At 61.4% G+C, this 19,927-nt stretch carries 12 protein-coding genes; 8 read left to right on the top strand and 4 right to left on the bottom strand.

Annotation, left to right across the window (positions count from 1 at the left end):
- Nucleotides 1-55 precede the first annotated feature (55 nt).
- The 3 genes from PSAKL28_RS11950 to PSAKL28_RS11940 all read right to left on the bottom strand — a co-directional run bounded on the left by PSAKL28_RS11950 (nt 56) and on the right by PSAKL28_RS11940 (nt 5,482).
- Nucleotides 56-1,036, bottom strand: coding sequence for an SCO family protein (locus PSAKL28_RS11950; RefSeq protein WP_051939323.1), 981 nt, complete (start codon nt 1,034-1,036; stop codon nt 56-58).
- 17 nt (nt 1,037-1,053) lie between these two features.
- On the bottom strand, nt 1,054-3,837 hold the full coding sequence (locus tag PSAKL28_RS11945; RefSeq protein WP_038610460.1) for a multicopper oxidase domain-containing protein: 2,784 nt from the start codon (nt 3,835-3,837) through the stop codon (nt 1,054-1,056).
- A 187-nt stretch (nt 3,838-4,024) separates the two neighbouring features.
- On the bottom strand, nt 4,025-5,482 hold the full coding sequence (locus PSAKL28_RS11940; protein ID WP_038610457.1) for a sensor histidine kinase: 1,458 nt from the start codon (nt 5,480-5,482) through the stop codon (nt 4,025-4,027).
- A gap of 238 nt (nt 5,483-5,720) precedes the next feature.
- Here PSAKL28_RS11940 and PSAKL28_RS11935 point away from each other — a divergent pair, with 238 nt between their 5' ends.
- The 7 genes from PSAKL28_RS11935 to PSAKL28_RS11905 all read left to right on the top strand — a co-directional run bounded on the left by PSAKL28_RS11935 (nt 5,721) and on the right by PSAKL28_RS11905 (nt 17,982).
- On the top strand, nt 5,721-7,067 hold the full coding sequence (locus PSAKL28_RS11935; RefSeq protein WP_038610454.1) for a hypothetical protein: 1,347 nt from the start codon (nt 5,721-5,723) through the stop codon (nt 7,065-7,067).
- 35 nt (nt 7,068-7,102) lie between these two features.
- A complete protein-coding gene (locus PSAKL28_RS11930) occupies nt 7,103-9,334 on the top strand; it encodes an Ig-like domain-containing protein (RefSeq protein ID WP_038610451.1) in 2,232 nt (743 codons plus the stop codon).
- Nucleotides 9,335-9,352: 18 nt separating this feature from the next.
- The gene (locus tag PSAKL28_RS11925) at nt 9,353-9,826 is read left to right on the top strand and encodes a curlin (RefSeq protein ID WP_038610449.1); all 474 of its coding nucleotides are present in this window, start codon (nt 9,353-9,355) and stop codon (nt 9,824-9,826) included.
- Nucleotides 9,827-9,843: 17 nt separating this feature from the next.
- On the top strand, nt 9,844-11,289 hold the full coding sequence (locus PSAKL28_RS11920; protein ID WP_038610447.1) for a curlin: 1,446 nt from the start codon (nt 9,844-9,846) through the stop codon (nt 11,287-11,289).
- A gap of 304 nt (nt 11,290-11,593) precedes the next feature.
- Nucleotides 11,594-13,840 (top strand): FepA family TonB-dependent siderophore receptor, encoded by a 2,247-nt coding sequence (locus tag PSAKL28_RS11915; RefSeq protein ID WP_038610445.1) that lies wholly within the window; start codon nt 11,594-11,596, stop codon nt 13,838-13,840.
- A 232-nt stretch (nt 13,841-14,072) separates the two neighbouring features.
- The gene (locus tag PSAKL28_RS11910) at nt 14,073-14,684 is read left to right on the top strand and encodes a response regulator transcription factor (RefSeq protein ID WP_038610443.1); all 612 of its coding nucleotides are present in this window, start codon (nt 14,073-14,075) and stop codon (nt 14,682-14,684) included.
- A gap of 7 nt (nt 14,685-14,691) precedes the next feature.
- Entirely contained in the window at nt 14,692-17,982 is a 3,291-nt protein-coding gene (locus tag PSAKL28_RS11905) for a transporter substrate-binding domain-containing protein (RefSeq protein WP_038610441.1), read from the top strand.
- Between the two features lie 87 nt (nt 17,983-18,069).
- Here the strand turns inward: PSAKL28_RS11905 and gntR are convergent, their stop codons facing one another.
- Nucleotides 18,070-19,089, bottom strand: coding sequence for an HTH-type transcriptional regulator GntR (gene gntR / locus PSAKL28_RS11900; protein WP_038610438.1), 1,020 nt, complete (start codon nt 19,087-19,089; stop codon nt 18,070-18,072).
- Nucleotides 19,090-19,296: 207 nt separating this feature from the next.
- Between gntR and PSAKL28_RS11895 the strand changes: the two genes are divergently transcribed.
- A complete protein-coding gene (locus tag PSAKL28_RS11895) occupies nt 19,297-19,836 on the top strand; it encodes a gluconokinase (protein WP_038610435.1) in 540 nt (179 codons plus the stop codon).
- Nucleotides 19,837-19,927: the final 91 nt, after the last annotated feature.

The raw sequence follows: 19,927 nt of genomic DNA, 5'->3' as shown, positions 1-19,927 counted from the left end.
GAGGGCGTTTGGAATCAATACTAATGGCCAGTCGCCCACTGATAGTATTTTGCCTTTACTGCGCGCTGCCCGCCCCGTCGTTCGCTGCGTGCGCCTGCTTCAGCGTCCCCTGACGCTCGGTTTCCTGCTGAAGAAACTCCAGCAGGTTGTCGGCATCCTGCTGGTTCAGACGCAGGTTGGGCATAGCCACCCGGTTGAACTGCTGATAGAGCATCACCGCCAAAGCATCGCGCTCAGCCAGCATGCGATCAGGCTCGCGGATCCAGCGGCTCAGCCAGGCCCGCTCGCGCCGCTGGGTGACGCCGAGCAGGTCCGGTCCGACGCTGCGCATGCCGATGCCTTGGCCATCTTCCGGGCCCAGGCTGTGACAAGCCGCGCAGCGCGTGCGAAACAGCTCCTCGCCGCTACTGGGTGGGCGAATATCCGGCGCCTGGGCATAGCTTTGCTCGGCACTGGGCGTCTTCCAGTTCTGCAGGCTATTGGCCAACTGGTCGGCGAGGATCCAGGGGTTTTCAAATGGCGAGGCCTTCATCCAGCGCCCGGTTGCCTGGTTGCCGACAATCAGGCTCAGGTTGTGGTCGCGGCTGCGGCCATTGTCGACCCCTTCGATGAACAGGCCCAGGCGTCGACGCAATTGGTCGATCTGATCCTTGTCACCGGTCAGAAAACGCCAGCCCGGTCCGACCTTGAACCGGGCGGCGTAGGCCTTGAGCACTTCAGGGGTGTCACTGAGCGGGTCGATGCTGATCGAATAGAAAAACACATCACGCCCGACCCTATCCCCCAGCAGTTGCTGGACCTGGCGCAAACGCGCGGTTTCCAGCGGACAAGAGTCGCCGCAGCCGGTGAAGATGAAGTTGATCACCACCACCTTGTCCTTGATCAGGTCATCGAAAAAGTGCACCTGTTGACCGTCCTGATCCGTCAGTGGTGTGTTCGGAAAATACCCCGCGCCCCAGGGCGTGGCGTCTTCTGCCAGCACCTGGAAGGTCCAGCACAGCAATGCCGTGCCTAGCCAGATTGATAAACGCCCCATGGCCCTCTCCCCTTCGGCTAGTTGCTGATCTTGACTTGCGGACCCTTGCCATCCCCGCTACGCCAGGTCGGCAGCGCGGCGGAATTGATGTACTTGACGCCGTCCCAGCTGGGCAGTGGCGTGGGCATCAGTTGCAACTGGCCGGGATGCTCGATGTCCCAGCGCAACAGCATCGAGTTGTCCTCATGCTGGGTGTTGTGACAGTGCTCCATGTAGGTCCCGGCGAACTCGCGGAAGTTGATCGCCACTTCGACGTTATCCAGGCCGTCACTTTCACTGCCGATGCGGTAGACGTCCTTGCGCGCCCATTTTTCCCATTCTGGGGGGGCCTTGCCGCCGCGGCTGAGGATGATGCCTTCCTCGAAGTGCACATGCACCGGATGGCTCCAGCCATTGCCGCCGTTCTGGATCTTCCACACTTCCAGGGTGCCGACGCCGGCGTAACCGCCATCCGTTGGCCCGGTGGCCAGTTGTGGCGCGGCGCTGAGCCGGCGCGGGTCCATGTTGTAGCCCAGGCCACCATCGGACTTGATGGTCCACGGCACCTGGTCTGTGCCGTCCGAGCGCCCGAAGACAAAGGTCCGGTGCCGGGCCTGGGCCAGGCGTGCCAGATCGGCCGGGTTATCACGGTGCAGCTTGAGCGGGATCATGATTTTGCCTTCGGCCTTGCCCGGTTTGGCCGGCTCATAGGCCGCCGGGTCCATGGCCAGGTCCTGGCCGCTGTAGGCCTTGACGTTGAGCTGCAGGACCTTGCCCACCGCAGGGTCACCCCTGTCCCATTGCGGGCCCTTGCTGGTCTGTTTGATCACCGCCAGGTACTTCTCCGACAGCACGTCAGCCAAGGGGATGTCCTCTTTCGGTCCTTTGCCGGTTTCATGCGCCTTGAGGTTGACGAAGAACAGTTTGTCGCCCGGTTTGATTCCGTTTTTGGCGAAGTTGACGATGATGTCGAAACGCTCGGCGATCCCCTGGGTCGGCAGAATCGCGTTGTGGTTCTGGCGGTCACCGTCGGCATCCAGGTCCATGCTGCCGTCAAATGGCACTGAGTGTTCCATGATGTTGCCGTCGTTGGCGATCATGTGGAACGGCACCCGCGCATACGACAGGCCCGACCCCTTGGGCCCGGCGAACTCGCCGCCACTGCCCTTGATCTCGCGCACCAGTGCCAGTTTGAAGTAGCGTGATACCGAACCGTTGAGGATCCGCAGGCGGTAACTGCGCGCGCGCACGTCGAGGAACGGTTTGTACTGCCAGTTGACCAGCACCTGGTCACCGAGAAAACCGTCGGTGTTGAACGGGTTGAACCACAGCTGGCCGTCCGCTCCCCAGGCTTTGTCGGCGATCAGCAGGTTGACGTCATAGTCGCGGTTACCCCAGGACAAGGCCGAGCCGCTGGGCAAGCGCAGGTTGACGCCGTCTTCGAAGGCTTCGTTGCCGCGATCCAGGGCGCTGTAATAGTTCATCATCGCCGCGTTGCCCTTGTAGACATTCTGCGCGGTGAAATCGAGCATGTGGTCGTGAAACCAATGGGTGCTCATGGTTTCGCGCCAGTCGCCGCGGATACGGATGCTGCCGTTATCACAGGTTTTAAGGCCCGGCTCGGCGTCGTTGACCCACAGTTTTTCGCCGGGCGTGCACGGAAATGCCGCCCGCGGATCTTCGGCGCGGGTGTTGATGCTGTCGTAACCGGCCAGCTGGATCGGCCAGCGGTAATCGTAATACTGCCCGGGAAAGAAGAAGGCGTTGGCATAGCCGTCGCTTTCCGCCGGTGCGTGACCGTTGTGCTCATGGGTACTGATGGTGTGCAGGCCAAAGCCGTGGTTGGCGGCTGGGTCAATCGGCAAGGCGTTGTAGTGACGCATCAACAGCGGCTGGCCGTAACGCACCATCAGCAGCTTGGCTGGCAGGGTGCCGTCGAAGGTCCATAGCGATTTGTGATCCTGCAAGGGCATATTGGGATGAAAGCGCGTGTCGACGCCCTTGGTCGTACCCAGGGTGTTGGCCTGCCCGGCAGTGTTGTAATACAGGCCACCGGGGCCGAACTCGCCGACGCTGTAGTGGTGCATCTGCATGGCGTCACGCAACCCGCCGTTGATCCGTGCGCCGGCCTGCGCAGTCTTGTAGGCCGCTTGCGGGTAGAACTCGTTCCAGCGCTGGTGCGACCAGCCCTTTCCTGGGGGCCGGCCTTCGGCAGAAGCGCCGATATGACGATTGAGAAACCCCTCGATCTGCGCTTGCCAGGGGTTACGATCGACCACATTGGCATACTGGCTGGGAAACGGGGTCAGCCCAGGTTCTTTGAGAAAGGCATCGAGCAGTGGCCCGTTAGGTGCACTGCGGGACACATTGACAGGGTCCTGCTGCGGCGCGGGCCCGGTGCTGGGCGCGGGAAACACCTGCAGACCAGACGGGGTGGTGGGGTCCAGACGGGTCGGACCGAATTCTTCGAACAGCAACAGCTGTTGACTGAAAGGCTGGGCGCCGAACATCGGGCTCGGGGCGCCGTTGGTGGGGTAGTTGAACGAAGTCTGCAATGCCGGTGGCCGGGCGTTGTCCTGACGCGGCGTATTACGGTCGCCTTCGACACCATCCGGCAGGTCGAAGGCACCGACATTGGCCTCCGGCAGCAGGCGCAGGTTGCTCAAGGCAGTAGCGGGATCGGCGGGCACATCGTTGTAAGCCGACGGATCTCCCGGCTCCGGCGGCTCGACATCGTCAATCGGGCTGGCCGGCACTTCGGCCACCAGCAGCAATGCCAGAGCGGCGCTCAGGCACAGGGGGTAATACACTCGCTTGCTCATGATCTTTCACCCAGTGTTTGCCAACCGGTAATGTCGATTTGCAATTACCCGGCCAAAACTGTTTCAAGATATGTACAAGCTAATTATCAATGGCTTAGCAGCAAAATCTGTCAGTACTCGTTAAAAAAAATGGGGGAAACCTCCCCCAGATTCGGGTTTCAGCACCACCACTATCTTCAGTCCGGCACTACTCCCGGGCCACGCGAAAGCTCAGTTGCACTCCCGTGCCCTCGCCTTCGCGGCTGCTCAGGCGCACCGTACCGCCAAAGCGTTCCATAATCCGTTTGACCAGCACCAGCCCTACGCCCAGGCCACCCTGCTTGGTGGTGTAGAACGGCCTGAAGGCCATGCGCAATTGCTCGTCGGTCATGCCCTTGCCACTGTCACTCAGGCGCAAGGTCAAGGTCTTTCGGCCCTGACGAACCTGTTCGACGCGCAAGGTCCCACCGTCGCTCATGGCTTCCAGGGCATTGGCAATCAGGCTGTTGAAGATCTGCCCGAGCAAGACCACCTGGCTGAGCACCTGGACATTGGCCAGCGGGTCAACCTGGACCTCGACGCCCTGGCGCCTGAGTTGCAGCGAAAACGCCTGCAGGCTGTCCTGCAGCACCCGCTCCAGTTCCACCGCTTGCGCTTCATCATTGAGCGGACGTAACGACTGCAGCAACTGGCGCACCCAGTGCGACATACGATCGACCTGGCTGATGATGTCGCCAATGTTCTTCTGCGCCGGCCCTTCTTCGACCTCCTGAGCCAGTTCGGCACTGGAGCGAATGCTGGCAAGCGGGTTGCGCAGGCTGTGCGCCACCGCCGAAGACATCTCCCCCAGCGCCACAAAGGTTTCGTTGTTGATCAGACGCTTTTGCTGCTGCTGCAGGTGCCGGTTGGCACGGTACATCAGCCAGTACAGACCGCCATAGACCAGCGCAGCCCCTACTGCGACAGCCATCCAGATCATCAACAGGCCGTGCTCGATGCGCCCGATCAGGTCACGGGGTTCCTTGTAGATTTCGACCATGGCGGTGACGTTCTCACCGTCGGCATCGAACAGCGGGATGTAGTTTTCGATGAACAGGCTCTCAGGCGGGGTGATGAATTTCTGTTCGGCGCGCGCCTGATCGACGTTGTGGTAACTGGCCGAGACCCGCACTTTGTTATCGAAGGCGTGATCAAGGTCTTCGTCCGACTCGATCATCCGGCCAACCAACGCCGGGTTACTTGACCAGATCACCGTGCGGTCCGGGGCATAGATGTTGGCCAGGAGCATGTCCGGCAAATGGGCAACATGATCAAGAAACTCGCCACGGGCATTGCGCCGCGCCTCGGGGTTGACCTCGGGAAAGCTCTGGTCCAGCCGTGGATCGAGCAGTTCGCCCATGGTCCGCACATTGGGAATGGACACGTGGCGCACTTCGGCCGATGCAATGGACTGGATGAACTGCGCAGTGAGCAGCGCATCGCGCTCGACGCTTTCATTGATCACGAAGCGGCTGGAAATCAGCCCCAGTCCTACGGCCACCGAGAGGATGATCGCCAGACTGACGAACGCATACCAACGCAACAGGTTGAACGGCCGCTTGGCTGGCGCTGGGTCATGCGCGGCTTCGTGTACGGAGGGTGAATCCAGGCGTGATTGCAAGTCCATCGCGAACTCCTGGCAAATGACTTCTTAGGTTATAGCCCAGTTGCTTGCACTTGCCCCGCAAGCTTGCCCCAATTGCCCCCAACCCTGGGTCATCGCCCCCGCCATTACTTGCTTCCAACAACGCGAAATTCCCTTGCAAGGCGCGTCGTAGAAGGCTTCTAAAAAATTGGTATGGAAGTTGCCGAGCCCTGTGCAGACGACCCAACCTCCATGGGCCCGATTGCAAGAGGGAAGACTCATGCACCGTCCAACGCCCCACCCACTGGCTTTGCTGATCCTGGCTAGCCTGACTCAAGCGCCGGCTCAGGCCGCGCTCTTTGACGTAGACCCCGGCCCTTACCTGCCGGCAACTGGTGGATTCGCCGCTTGGTACCAGGACACCCACGGCCGGGTGCTCGACCTATGCTTGTCCAAGGCTGTCAGTTCGCGGGTGGCCGGCGCTCCCGGCGCGCCCTCGTACATGTGTGTACTGAACCCCGCACCCGGGGTGTTCGACGACACCCAGCCGATCAGCTTTCCCACCAACTACCCCGACGAGACCTTCTGGTTCACTGCCGACGCGGCAATTGTCGACGCAGCACGCGGGATTGACTTGAGCTACGGCACTGCCATCGAGGCCGCCTTCGCCGCCGAAGATGTGGTTGATGGCGACCAGGTCAGTTTCGCCCGGGTTCGGATTCGTGTCGATGTACCGACAGCAGGCACTTACATCGTCACTCACCCCTACGGTGTCGAAGTGTTCGATGTCCCTGCGGGCGGCACGCGGGCGATCAACATGACTCGCGACATCGGCATCGGCTCGCCACAAACCTACACCGGTGCGCTCAAAGGCGATGTCGGCCCGTTCTTGCGCGGTGCCGGCGGCCCTTACACCGAGACCAATCCGCAGACTGGTGCCAGCGAGCTTTACATCGGCGACCCGAACCTCAATGAAACGGTGACCGGCAGCCCGTTCAACACCAACTTCGTACGCATCGAAGGACCCAATGGCCTGGACTTGCGCACCACGCTGTTCTCGGTCTCCGGAAAGCTCTCTGAAGTCGTGCGGCCAACGCCGGTGATTGCCCAGCGCAGCACGTTCTCGCGCCACAGCGAAAACGGCGACCTGCGCGCCCAGCAGGATGTCTTCGTGCAAGCTCCGCCGCCACCCGGCGCCGCCACTCTGATCAGCCAGACTCCGAACCTGAACCTCACCGAAGCCAACTCCACCGGTGCCTGGTATGGCCAGTCGGCCCTCAACCCGACACTGCCATTGAGCCTGCAGGTAACCGCCGACAACCAGTTGGCGATCCCCAGCAGCACCCCGACCACGCTGAGCCTGCCGTTGACCGACCTGGTCGTGATCCAGCGCGCCGAGTACAGCCTGAATGCTGGAGAACTGACCCTGGTCGCCTCGACCAGCGACGAGACCAGTCCACCGTCGCTCACCGCCACTACCGGTAACGGCACGCTCATCGGCACCTTGAGTGGCACTGGCGCGGTCAAGACACTCACCGCCGGACAAACGCCACTGCCACCGGCCACGGTCACGGTGACCAGCGCCTATGGCGGTAGCGACAGCGAAGAAGTGGTGCTCGTGCCATGAACATCATTACGCCACGTCCCGTAGCAGGAGGCAGCATGAATAACTGGCCACGCCTGGCGCTCTGCGCAGCCGGGCTTTCCCTCTCGCTGGCCGGCACTGCCTGGGCCGGCCTCAAAGCGGTCGATCCGGGCCCCTACACCTTGGCCACCGGGCGTTACCCGATGTGGTACCAGGACCACAACGACCTGTCCATGGAACTGTGCCAGTCAAGAGCGGCGAGTTCGCGGGTACCCGTGTCGGTACCACCGGCCTATATGTGTACGCTGCTGCCTGAGCCTGGTGTCTACGATGATGCCCTGCCGCTGGTGTTCCCCGATAACTGGCCACCGGAGATGTTCTGGTACCTGGCTGAAACGGCGATTCCGGCAGTGGGCAACAGCGGCTATGAGCTGGACGTTTATGTCGCCGGTATCGAAGCGGCGTTTGCCAGCGAGAACCCGATCGACGGCGACCAGCAGAGCTTTGCCCGGATCCGCATTCGTGTCTCGGTGCCCCAGGCCGGCACCTATGTGATCACCCACCCCTATGGTGTCGAGACCGTCAACGTCACGACCCCCGGACGGCGCGCGATCAACATTACCCGTGACGTCGGCATCGGTGCCCCGGGCGATTTCAGCGGTGCGCTCAAAGGTGCCTTGGGGCCGTTCCTGCGCGGTGCGGGTGGCCCTTACACCGAGATCAACCCGGATACCAGCGCCAGCGAAACGTTCATCGGCGACCCGAACATCACTGAAGCCGTGATCGGCAGCCCGTTCAACACCAACTATGTGGAGATCAAAGGGCCGGCCGGCACCATCCGCACCGACGTCTTCACCGTGTCCGGCAAGGTGCTCGATGCCCGCGACCAGACCCCTGCAGAGCTTGAACGCGCCAGCTACCGGCGTACTTCAGACGGTACCCGGGTAGAGGTGTTCGCCAAGGCACCGAACAATGCCACCCTGTGCTTCCGCGAAACCCTGGCACTGGTCCCCGGCACCCCGGCTTCGCCTTGCCAGTTCAACCTGCTGCCGGACAACAACGGCCTGTTCTTCGCTCACCGCTTGAGCCCTGGCGCGCCACCACCGGTGATCGTGGTCACCGCCACCGACCCTAGCGGGGCTACCCGCCCCACCGCGCTGTCGCGCAAGCTCAGCGATGTGGTCAAAGTCACCACCGCGCGCTACGACTGGGCCAACAAGCGCCTGCGGATCGAAGCCAGCTCCAGCGACGAAGTACAGGTGCCCGACCTGGTCGCCCAGGGCTATGGCCGCCTTTCCAAGTCCGGCACCGTGCAAAGCCTGACGGTCAATGACCTGGCACAGCCTCCGGCCAGTGTCACGATCAAATCCGCTGCCGGTGGCAGTGATACCGAAGCGGTGGTGGTGGTCGGCAATGCGCCGGTCGAAGCCGAGAACCAGGCGCCGGTAGCCGTTGCGGATCAGGGCAGCACCAGCTTCGGCGTACCGCTGACCTTGAACCTGCTGAACAATGACCGCGACCCGGACAACAACGTGCCACTGACCATTGCTGACCTTACCCAGCCTGGCCCGGGTCAAGGCAGCGTCGCGCCCAGCGGTAGTGCTGCAGTGCTCTACACCCCACCGCCAGTGGTCAACGGGCCGATGACCGCAACCTTCACCTACCGGGCCCAGGACAACAAAGGGCTGAAGTCAGAGGTGAGCACAGTGACCATCAACGTCGCCCCGAACCAGGCGCCGACGGCAAACAACGACACCGCTGCAACCCTGGGTGTCGCCCTGCCGATCAACGTCCTGCTCAACGACAGCGATCCGGAAGGCAACACGCCTCTGGCGGTCAACAGCGTGTCGCAACCTTTGGACGGCCGCGGCTCGGTGAGCACCGACGGCAACCTGGTGACCTACACCCCACCGGCTTCGATCCCAGCGACGTTCACCACCAGCTTCACCTACATCGCCCGCGACAGCCTCGGGGCCCTGTCGACGCCTGCCACCGTAACGGTGCAGGTCTCGCCACGGCCGGCGGCAGAAACCTTCGCCGTCACCACCGCGACCGTCACCGCGCGCTCCAACAACCGCTACAACTGGGACCTCTCCGGCACTTCGTCGGTGACTACCGGTAACACCGTCACCGTGCAGGTCACCACCCCGAGCGGGCTGGTCACCCTGGGCAGTACCACGGTACCGCTGACCGGACGCTGGCGGTTGACGGTGAGCAACAGCACCACGGTGATCCCGACCGCAGCACCGTCGGCGACCATCCGCACCAGCCAGGGCACTGTCCGTACCGTGCCGGTTAACGTGCAGTAGAACGCAGGAGAAATGACCATGGCGCGCCTGACCACCTTGCTGCTGTGCCTGACCTTGCTGGGTCAGGCCGCCCTGGCCGACGACTTGATGGACAACGCCGATCTCGGCCCCGGTGGCGACCTGGGTGAACCGCTGTCGCTGCAACCGCTGCCGGCCAGCACCGGGCAGCAGGCGCAGATCGAGCAGAACGGCCAGGCCAACCGCGCCGCCATCGGCCAGGACGGTCAGGCCCTGCTGGGTCGCATCGTGCAGTCGGGCGGTGCGCAGGAGGCGTACATCCTGCAACAAGGCAACGACCTGATGGCCAGCATCAACCAACAAGGCTATGGCAACAGTGCCTCGATTGCTCAGAGCGGCAGCAACAACCGCGCAAACATCGAGCAATACGGCAACAGCAATAGCGCCAGCATCAAACAGGACGGCACCGGGCTGCAAAGCTCGGTGGTCCAGGCCGGCAACGGCCAGCGTGTGCAAGTCAACCAATACCGTTGAAACCTGGAGGCACCACCATGTTCAAGCTCGCTCCCTTAAGCGCCGCCATCGTACTGTGCCTTGCAGGCCAGGCGATTGCCGATGAAAGCCAGTCGACCCAGAACCAGTCGGGTACCGAGAACATCGCAGAGGTTAAACAGACCGCTGCCCCGTTGAGCATTACCACTCAGGACCAGGTCGGCCTGGGCAACAACCACGCCGCCAAGCAGGAAGGTGGCAACAGCAAGATCCAGCAAAGCACCACCGGTGAATACAACGCCGGTTACGCCGAGCAACTGTTCGAGTTCGGCAGCCAGATCAAACAGCAATCGTCCGGGGCGCTGAACAACACCCATGCCAGCCAGTCCCTGGGTACCGAAAACGAAGCCGAGCAGACCCAGGAAGGCAGCGGTAACTTCTCGTTCGTCTACCAGGACAGTCAGACTGGCAGCACAGGCACCACGATGCAGTACGGTAGCGATAACCGTGCCTTCGTCGAGCAATTGAACGGCGGTGCTGCCAACAACGCCTTGAGCATCCAGTCCGGTACCGACAACTACAGCGCCGCCGAACACATCAACCATACCGACGGCCAGATTGGCATCTATCAGACCGGTGAGAGCAACTGGGCCTATGGCGACCAGCGCGAGGGTCAGGGGGGTACCGTCACCATTACCCAGAACGGCGCGAGCAACTCCACCGAAGTCTGGCAGGACACCCAGGCGGGCAGCCACGCATCGGTAACCCAATATGGCATGACCAACGAAGGTGTGATCGACCAGAGTTTTGGTGAAAACAACATCGCCAGCATTTTCCAGAGCGGCAATCTCAACGCCATCTACGCCGACCAGTACGAATCGACAGGTTCGCTGTCGACCCTGGCCCAGTCAGGTAACGGCAACGTCAGCTTCACCTACCAGACCGGCGACAGCCATGTGCTGGAAGTCAGCTCAAACGGCACGGGCAACAAGGTGCTGGCCAGCAACTGGAAAGGCGATAAATCCGGTGGTCAGTTCGGCTACAGCCAGACGGCAGTGATCAACCAGAACGGCAGCGGCAACAGCGCCAACCTGACCCAGAAGGACGTCGCGCAAATGGCGCGACTGGACCAGTACGGCACCGGCAACACCGCCGAAGTGACCCAGGTCGACACCAACAACGAGCTGTACTTTGAACAGAACGGCACTGACAACCTGCTGATCGCCGATCAACGCGGCACCACCAACTACGCCACCGGCTCCAGCGCTGGCGAGAGCAACGTTGTCAAGCTGGACCAGTCCGGCACTGGCAACCAGAGCTCCACCTGGCAGCTGTACGGTGACCACAACAGCGCCACCATCAAACAGACCGAAGGCGTCAACGTCGCCTACGTGACTCAAGGTGGCTCCTACAACCAGGCCTCGGTCGAGCAGAGCGGCGCGAGCATGAACGCGACCGTCCAGCAGTATGGTTACGGCAACCAGGCCACTGTGTTGCAGCAATAGCATTACCGCCGGCTTGTACCAGCGGCGGTGCAACTTGCGTCACGATGTTGCTCACTGGATTTTCCCGCTTGACCGCAGTTACCGATGGGGGTGACTGCGGTCCTTTTTCCTCTCCCCAGGCCCCTGCTAACCCACTCCTCCCGCCAGAACCCTTGACTCAGAGCCTTCGCTCGCGACCCGTTAATATTTTATTTCTCGCCTGAACGCTTTACATGCTAATGCTAATCCTTATCATTCTCGACGCCTTGAGCAAGGCCCATCAGTCCCGGGCCCTGCTCACCCTTTGTTCAAGGAGACATTTGACATGGCGTCGCGCTTCAACCTCAGCCCCTTGAGTATTGCCTTGCTGGCAACACTGGGCTCCTCGACCCTCACCGCCGCTCCCCTGCAACTGCCCGCCGATGAAGTGCAGATCCAGCCTACCGACCTGCCGGTCGCGGGCACCCGCCAGGCTATAGAGCTGGAAGACACCAAAGTACTGGGCACCGCCGAAGAGGAGCTCAAACAAGCCCCCGGTGTGTCGATCATCACGGCTGAAGACATCAAGAAGCGCCCGCCGGTCAACGACCTCTCCGACATCATCCGCCGCGAACCCGGGGTCAACCTGACCGGCAACAGTAGCAGCGGTGCGCGCGGCAACAACCGCCAGATCGACCTGCGCGGCATGGGCCCGGAAAACACCTTGATCCTCATCGACGGCAAGCCTTCGACCTCGCGCAATGCCGTGCGTTATGGCTGGAGCGGCGACCGCGACACCCGCGGCGAAACCAACTGGGTACCCGCCGAAGAAGTCGAGCGCATCGAAATCCTGCGCGGCCCGGCGGCCGCTCGCTACGGCTCCGGGGCCATGGGCGGTGTGGTGAACATCATCACCAAACGCCCGACCGAGGACCTGCGCGGTTCCATGACCCTCTACACCATGCTTCCCGAGGACGATGCCGAGGGCACTGGCAAGCGTGTCAACTTCAGCCTCAGCGGGCCGCTGACCGACAGCCTGATCTTTCGCGTGTACGGCAACCTGAACAAAACCGACGCCGATGACATGAAAATCAACTCGGCGCACCAGGCCTATGAAGAGTCCTTGATGGCCGGCCGTGAAGGCGTACGCAACAAAGACATCAACGGCATGCTGAGCTGGAAGATCGACCCGGCCAACACCGTCGACCTGGAAGCAAGCTACAGTCGCCAGGGCAATATCTTCGCCGGTGACACCATGCTCAACGCCGGTGGCGAATTCGTCGAAAGCCAGGTCGGCAAGGAAACCAACGTCATGCAACGCTCCAGTTTCGCCGCGACCCATCGCGGCGACTATGACTGGGGCACCTCGACCGCATCGCTGTCCTACGACCTGACCCGTAACGGCCGCCTCAATGAAGGCCTGGCTGGCTGGGGTGAAGGTGCCCCCTCAGGCAGTGCCGGGCGCTTTGAATCGCGCCTGCGCAACACCCGCGCCACCGGCGAGGTCAACCTGCCGCTGAGTATGGGCCTTGAGCAAGTGCTGACCCTGGGTGGCGAATACCTTTACGAGTCGCTCAACGACCCAGGCTCGCTGCGTCCGCAAAGCTATGACCCGGGCGCCGAACTGCCAGGCTTCGACCGTTCCCAGACCAAATCCACTGCACGCAGCTTTGCCCTGTATGCCGAAGACAACATCGAAGTCGGGGCCAACACCATCGTCACCCCCGGCCTGCGCTACGACCATCACGAGGACTTCGGCAGCAACTGGAGCCCAAGCCTCAACGCCTCGCACCAGATCACCGAAGCCTTGAGCGTCAAGGGCGGTATCGCCCGCGCCTACAAGACCCCGAACCTGTACCAGGCCAACCCCAACTACCTGCTCTACAGCCGTGGTGGTGGTTGCAACTCCAGCGAGGTCAACGAAGGCGGCTGCTATTTGCTGGGCAACGCCAACCTCGACCCGGAAACCAGCGTCAACAAAGAGCTGGGCCTGGCTTACGACAAAGGCACCTGGCGCACCAGCGCCACCTACTTCCGTAACGATTACAAGAACAAGATCGAGGCCGGTAACCAGACCTTGTTCCGCCTGCCCAACGGGCGCCGTATTCTGCGCTGGGAGAATACCGGCAAAGCGGTGGTGCAAGGGGTGGAAGGCAACCTGTTCATCGCGCTCACGCCAAGCCTGGACTGGAACACCAACTTCACCTACATGATCGAATCAGAAAACAAGAAAACCGGCGAACCGCTGAGCATCATCCCGGAGTACACGGTCAACTCGACCCTGGACTGGAATGCCACCGACAAACTCTCGTTCCAGCTCAACGGCACCTACTATGGCAAGCAGGAAGCACCCAGCTACAACGCCCGCGCCAATGAAGCGCTGGACCCCAAAGTGCAAAAGGACGTCGACCCTTATGGGCTGGTCGGCATCAGCAGTGGCTATGAATTCAACAAGCACCTGAGTGTGCGGGTCGGGGTCAACAACCTGTTCGACAAGCGCCTGTACCGTGAAGGAAATTCTGACGAAGCCGGTGCATTGACCTACAACGAAGCTGGACGAGCCTACTACGCTTCCTTCACTACTTCGTTCTAAAAACCTACAGGGGCCGCACAACACTGTGCCGCCCCTGACTAGATCGAGCCGGACGAAAACCCTTCACCTGTAGGATTTTTCGTCAACGCTAGCCGATAAATTCAACACAACTATGCCCCCCGTACTATCGTTCCTTGAACCGACGTATCGTTGGCGCCCTTCCGGCCCAGGCCAGAGCCGCCCTCCTGAATGACTCGGGATTTTGCTTACATACTCGACAAGGAGCTGAACTTTGACCTCTGTGTTGATTGTTGACGACCACTCCACCGTGCGCTTGGCCGTTCGCATGCTGCTTGAACGCGAACACTTCACTGTCGTCGGTGAAGCCCACGACGGTGAAACTGCAGCGCAGATGGCACGGGACCTTCGCCCTGGCGTGGTGATTCTCGACATCGGTCTGCCAGGTATTGATGGCCTGAGCGTATTGAAACGCTTGCAGCAACTCGAACCTGCGCCACGTGTGATGGTGCTGACCGGCCAACCCGCCAATCTGTTTGCCCGCCGCTGCCTGGACGCCGGTGCTTCAGCCTTCATTCGCAAGGACGAAGACCTCGAAGCCCTGTTGTCGGCATTGAAAGCCATGATCAAGGGCTACTCGGTTTTTCCCGACCTACCGATGCAGCACGGTCCAATGCTGAGCGAACAACAGCGCTTGAAGAAACTTTCCGATCAGGAGTTAGCCGTACTACGGCTGCTGATAGAAGGACAATCGAACAACGCCATCGCTGAACGCATGCACCTGAGTGCGAAAACCGTCAGCACCTACAAAACCCGGATCCTGGACAAACTGGAGCTGCGATCCTTCGTGGAGCTGATTGAACTGTCGCACCGTCATTCGCTCTGAGCCCGCCATGAACCGGCTCACAGCCTTACTGCTAGGTTGCCTGCTAAGCCTGCAGACACTCCTCGCCTTTGCCATCGATGTCGGTGAACCACGCCAACTACTGGCACGGTCGATCAGCAGCACGACGCTGGCGCTGTCAGCCGAAGACCGAAACTGGCTCAAGCACAAGCATCACTTACTGCTCGGCACCACCAATCCCGACTACCCGCCGTTCGATATCAATGTCAGCAACAGTGACTATGAAGGTTTGACTGCCGACTACGCCGGATTGGTCAGTGAGCTGCTCGGCATTCCGATCGAGGTCCGGCGCTTTGCCGATCGCGCCCAGGCGATTGCCGCGCTGCATGCCGGCAAGATCGACCTGCTGGGCAGTTCCAATGCCTTCGAAGCCGCCGATGCGCAACTGGTACTTAGCCGCGCTTACACCGACGACCAATCGGTGATTGCCATCGGTTCAGGGAAATCCCTGGGGCTCAACGACAAGCTTGCAGGGTTGCGCCTGGCGATGGTCGATCATTATCTGCCAACGCCTGTAGTCACCGCGCTTTACCCGCAGGCGAAACTGCAGCTTTACAGCTCCAACCTGGCAGGCCTGTCGGCCGTATCGCTGGGCAAGGCCGACGCGTTTCTCGGCGACGCGGTCAGCAGTGACTACCTGATCAGCCGCGTCTACCTGGGCAGCGTGCAGATCGATCATTTCATCAAGAATCTGCGCGGCACCTTTGCCTTTGCCGTCTCCCGCAACAACTCTACTGTACTGCGCCTGCTCAATCAGGCACTCGACCACATCGGTGACAACGACCGTTTGAACATTCTGCGCCGCTGGACCAGCGGCAGTACCCGGGTGCTGCTCAACCGCAGCACCCTGAGCCTGAGCGCCGCTGAGCGCAGCTGGATCGAGCAGCATCCACGGGTGCGGGTGGCGATCAACAAGTACTTTGCGCCCATGAGCTTTTACGATGACCGTCATCAGTTTCGCGGCATCACTGCCGATGTCCTTGACCAGATCAGCCTGCGCACCGGTCTGAAGTTCGACATTCAAGTCGTGGATACGGTGGCGCAAATGATCCAGCAGGTCGAACACGGTAACGTCGATATCGCCGGCGTACTACCGCCCACTCCAGGACGTGAAGCCAGCTTGCGCTTCACGCGCCCCTATCTGATTACTCCGCGGGTGCTGGTCACCCGCGCCGACAACAGTGATCTGCACAGTCCCGAGCAACTCAAGGGCTTGCGCCTGGCGTTGATACGCGACTTCTTCCCACTTGAAGCCGAGCTGCGTCTACGCTTCCCGCAAACCACACTGGTAGAGGTCGATGATCCGCTATCGCTGATGGAATCTGTAGCACAGGGCAAGGCCGATGTGGCCTTGAGCTCACAGATCAACGCTGCCTATTTTGTCAGCCGCATGTTCAAAGACCGGCTGCAGATCGCTTCGATATATGGAGACCAGCCCGGCATTGCCTCTTTTGCCGTGGCCCGCAATGCAGCGCTGCTGCACTCGATCCTCGACAAAGCCCTGCTCAGTATCCCTCCCGACGAAATGACCGAACTGACCGGCCGCTGGCGAACCAACGCACTGATCAGCGACAGCCTCTGGTACAACTACCGCGGGCTTATCCTGCAGATCCTGCTCGGTGCCGGGGTACTGATCGCGGCGGTAATTGTCTGGAACCGCTACCTGCGCAAACTGATCCAGCAACGCAGCGCGGCCGAGCAGGCGCTGCAAACGGAGCTGGGCTTCAGCAAGCGCCTGCTTGAAGAGTTACGCCTGGCCAAAGAGCAGGCCGAAGACGCCAGTCGCGCCAAAAGCACCTTCCTGGCGACCATGAGCCATGAGATCCGTACGCCGATGAACGCGGTCATCGGTCTGCTTGAACTCGCCGTCCAGGATGCTGAACAAGGCCGTGCCGACCGCGCGTCGCTACAGGTGGCATTCGAGTCGGCCAATGGCATGCTGGAACTGATCGGCGACATTCTCGACATCGCCCGTATCGAATCCGGGCACATGTCTCTGGCGCCTCAGCCGACCGACCTCAATGCCCTGGTCAGCGCTACCGTGCGGGTATTCGAAGGCAACGCCAGGCTCAAAGGACTGAGACTGGAAAGCGATCTGCAGTCCACGCAGCATCTGGTCCTGGTCGATTCGCTGCGTCTCAAGCAGATCCTCTCGAACCTGGTAAGCAATGCAATCAAATTCACCGATCAGGGCAGCGTCAAGGTCAGCCTTCGGCTTCACCAGCGCGAGGATGGACAATTGCAGGTTGTGCTGGAGGTCATAGACAGCGGCATCGGCATCAGCGGCGAAGATCAGCAGCGCCTGTTCCAGCATTTTGCCCAGGTCGGTGCGCAAACGGCGCGCCAGGGCACTGGGCTGGGCCTGGTCATCAGCCGCAGCCTGTGTGAGCTCATGGGCGGAACGTTGAACCTGCACAGTGCCCTGCACCAGGGCACACGTGTGCAGGTCACACTGAACCTGGCCCTGGTCCTGGCCGAATCTGCCGCTCACACCGATAGCAAACCACAGACCAGCAGCGCTAGCATGCCGACGCAGTCCATTCTGGTGGTGGACGATTACCCCGCCAACCTGATGCTGCTCGAACGCCAGCTCACGGTGCTTGGCCACCGGGTCATTCAGGCCAACGACGCTCAACAGGCGCTGGCGCTATGGCAAGAAAGCGACTTCGATACGGTGATCACCGATTGCCACATGCCAGACATGGACGGGCATCAATTGGCCCGGCAGATCCGCGCGCTGGAGCAGCGGCTGCAGCTACCTGCCTGCCTGATTCTCGGCCTGACCGCCAATGCCCAGGCCGAGGAACGCGAGCGTTGCCTGGCCAGCGGCATGAACGGTTGCCTGTTCAAGCCAATTGGCCTGGCCGAACTGCGCCGTCACCTGCAGGCCGGTACTTCCCAGGTGCCGTTGCCGGAAACTACCGATAATGACGGAAACGCCAGCGGCTTCGACATCGACAACCTCCAGTACCTGACCTTGGGCGACCCAACGCTGATCCGCCGTCTGGTCGGCGAACTGGCACGCAGCAACCATGAAGACCTCAATGCCCTGCGCGCCTTGGGCCCGCAGCCTTCACGCAGCAGCCTGCGTGCCCTGGCCCACCGGATCAAAGGTGGCGCCAAGATGCTCAAAGCACGCGCTCTGGTGCGCAATTGCGAAGCGCTGGAACAGGCCAGTCTCGGTGATGCCACGGATGAACAGCTCAAAGTACTGCTCGATACCCTGGAGCACAGTTTGCTGACCCTGGAAAAGCAACTGGCCCAAACCCTGGTGCTTTGAAAACAGCCTCTACGGTGGGAGCGGGCTTGCCCCGCAATTGCGATCTTTCAATCAAATCGCATCGCGGGGCAAGCCCGCTCCCACGGCTCAGCTGCTCTCGCGGACCACCAGTTCAAAGCCCAGGTCCTGGTTGTGCACAGTGCCACGCTTGCCATCGAGCAAGCCCAGCAAGGCCTGGGCGGCGCACCGGCCAATGGCGGCGCGCGGGGTGCGGATCGAGGTCAGGCGCGGGACCATGTGCGCCGAAGCCGGCAGATCGTTGAAACCGACCATGGCCACTTGTTGCGGCACCTTTACGCCCAGGCGCAGTGCCTCAAGAATCGCCCCTTGGGCCAGGTCGTCGTTGCAAAAGAAAATGCCATCGACATCGCCATGTTCGGCCAGCAACTGCCTGAACAACTCACCGCCCAGACCGATGGATGATGGCTGCGGCGACAGCACCTGCAGCTCACTGGCATAGCGCCCCGCTGCAACCAGGGCCTGGCGAAAACCATCCGCACGCTGCATCACCCGTGGGTCGAGCTGCGCGGCGATGAAGCCCAGGCGCTGACAGCCGCGCTCAAGTAGGTGCTGCGCCGCCGCCGCACCGGCCTGCTGCTGGGAAAAACCCACCGACATGCCCTGCTCCTGCAGCCCCAGCTCCATCATGTGCACACAGGGCACGCCACTGGCGCTGAGCATCTGCTTGGACGCTTCGCTGCGGTCGAAACCGGTGAGCAGCATGCCGCGCGGCTGATAGGCCAGATAGTTGCGAATCAGGTTCTCTTCTTCGGCGATATCGTAGTGATAGTTACCGATCAGCACTTCAAGCCCGCGCGGGCGCATGACCTCGTGGACGGCCTCCAGGGTCTCGATGAACAACTGGTTGGACAGCGACGGAATCAGCACCACGATCGACTCGCTCTGCGCCGAGGCCAACGCCCGGGCCGCCGGGTTGGCGACATAACCGAGGGTGGTTGCTGCCAGCTTGACCTTCTCGACCAGCTCCGGGGCAACGGTACTGACCCCGCGCAGGGCGCGCGAAGCGGTAATCGGGGAAACCCCGGAAAGCCTGGCCACTTCAGCCAGAGTGGGACGACCGGTAGTACGGGAGCCGATGCGGGTCATGGGGAGTTGTATTTTCGACTTGCAAAGAATGGGGAACGGGCACTAAGGTAGCGCTGTCTCACTACACAGGCAATGCATAACTGCAGGTGACCTGAATTGAGCATCCAGACTGCTGAATACAAGATCAATAACATCCGGGAAAGAAGCGCCCGAGGCTAATTCAGTCGCGGCCAAAGATAGCGCTATCTTTCCCTGCAGGAGGTACCGATGAACCCACCCCTATCCGCGATCGTGGTCATGGGCGTAGCTGGCTGCGGCAAGAGCTACGTCGGCGCCGCCATTGCCGGCTTGAGCGGCGGTCGTCTGATCGAAGGCGACGACTTCCACCCTGCTGCCAACATCGAAAAGATGAGTGCCGGCATTCCCCTGGACGATGACGACCGTGCCGGTTGGCTGATCCGTCTGGGTGAAGAGATGCAGGCCACCCTCAAGTCCGGTGAACGCCCGATCCTGACCTGTTCGGCGCTGAAAAAGCGCTATCGCGACGCCTTGCGCCATGCCGTGCCCGACCTGGGTTTCGTGTTTCTCGATCTCACCCCTGCAGAAGCCAGCCGCCGGGTGCTTGCCCGGCCTGGGCACTTCATGCCGGCCAGCCTGATCGACAGCCAGTTCGCCGCTCTTGAACGCCCCAACGGCGAAGCCCTGACCCTGCCCCTGGATGCCACACTGCCGGTGGCACAACTGGCGGTGCAGGTCGACCTGTGGCTAAAGCCTTGCGGTGAGCCGGTGCTGGCGCGAACGGCCTGATCAGGCGGTTTTCCGGCTCACCAAAGATAGCGCTATCTTGATACGTAAACGCTGCAAATGCTCCGCCCACAACAATGACAAAATGAGGCAC

Source organism: Pseudomonas alkylphenolica (genome assembly GCF_000746525.1).
Taxonomy (GTDB): Bacteria; Pseudomonadota; Gammaproteobacteria; order Pseudomonadales; family Pseudomonadaceae; genus Aquipseudomonas; species Aquipseudomonas alkylphenolica.
Note: the sequence above shows the minus strand (reverse complement) of the source record. Positions and strands in the feature narration are given on the sequence as shown.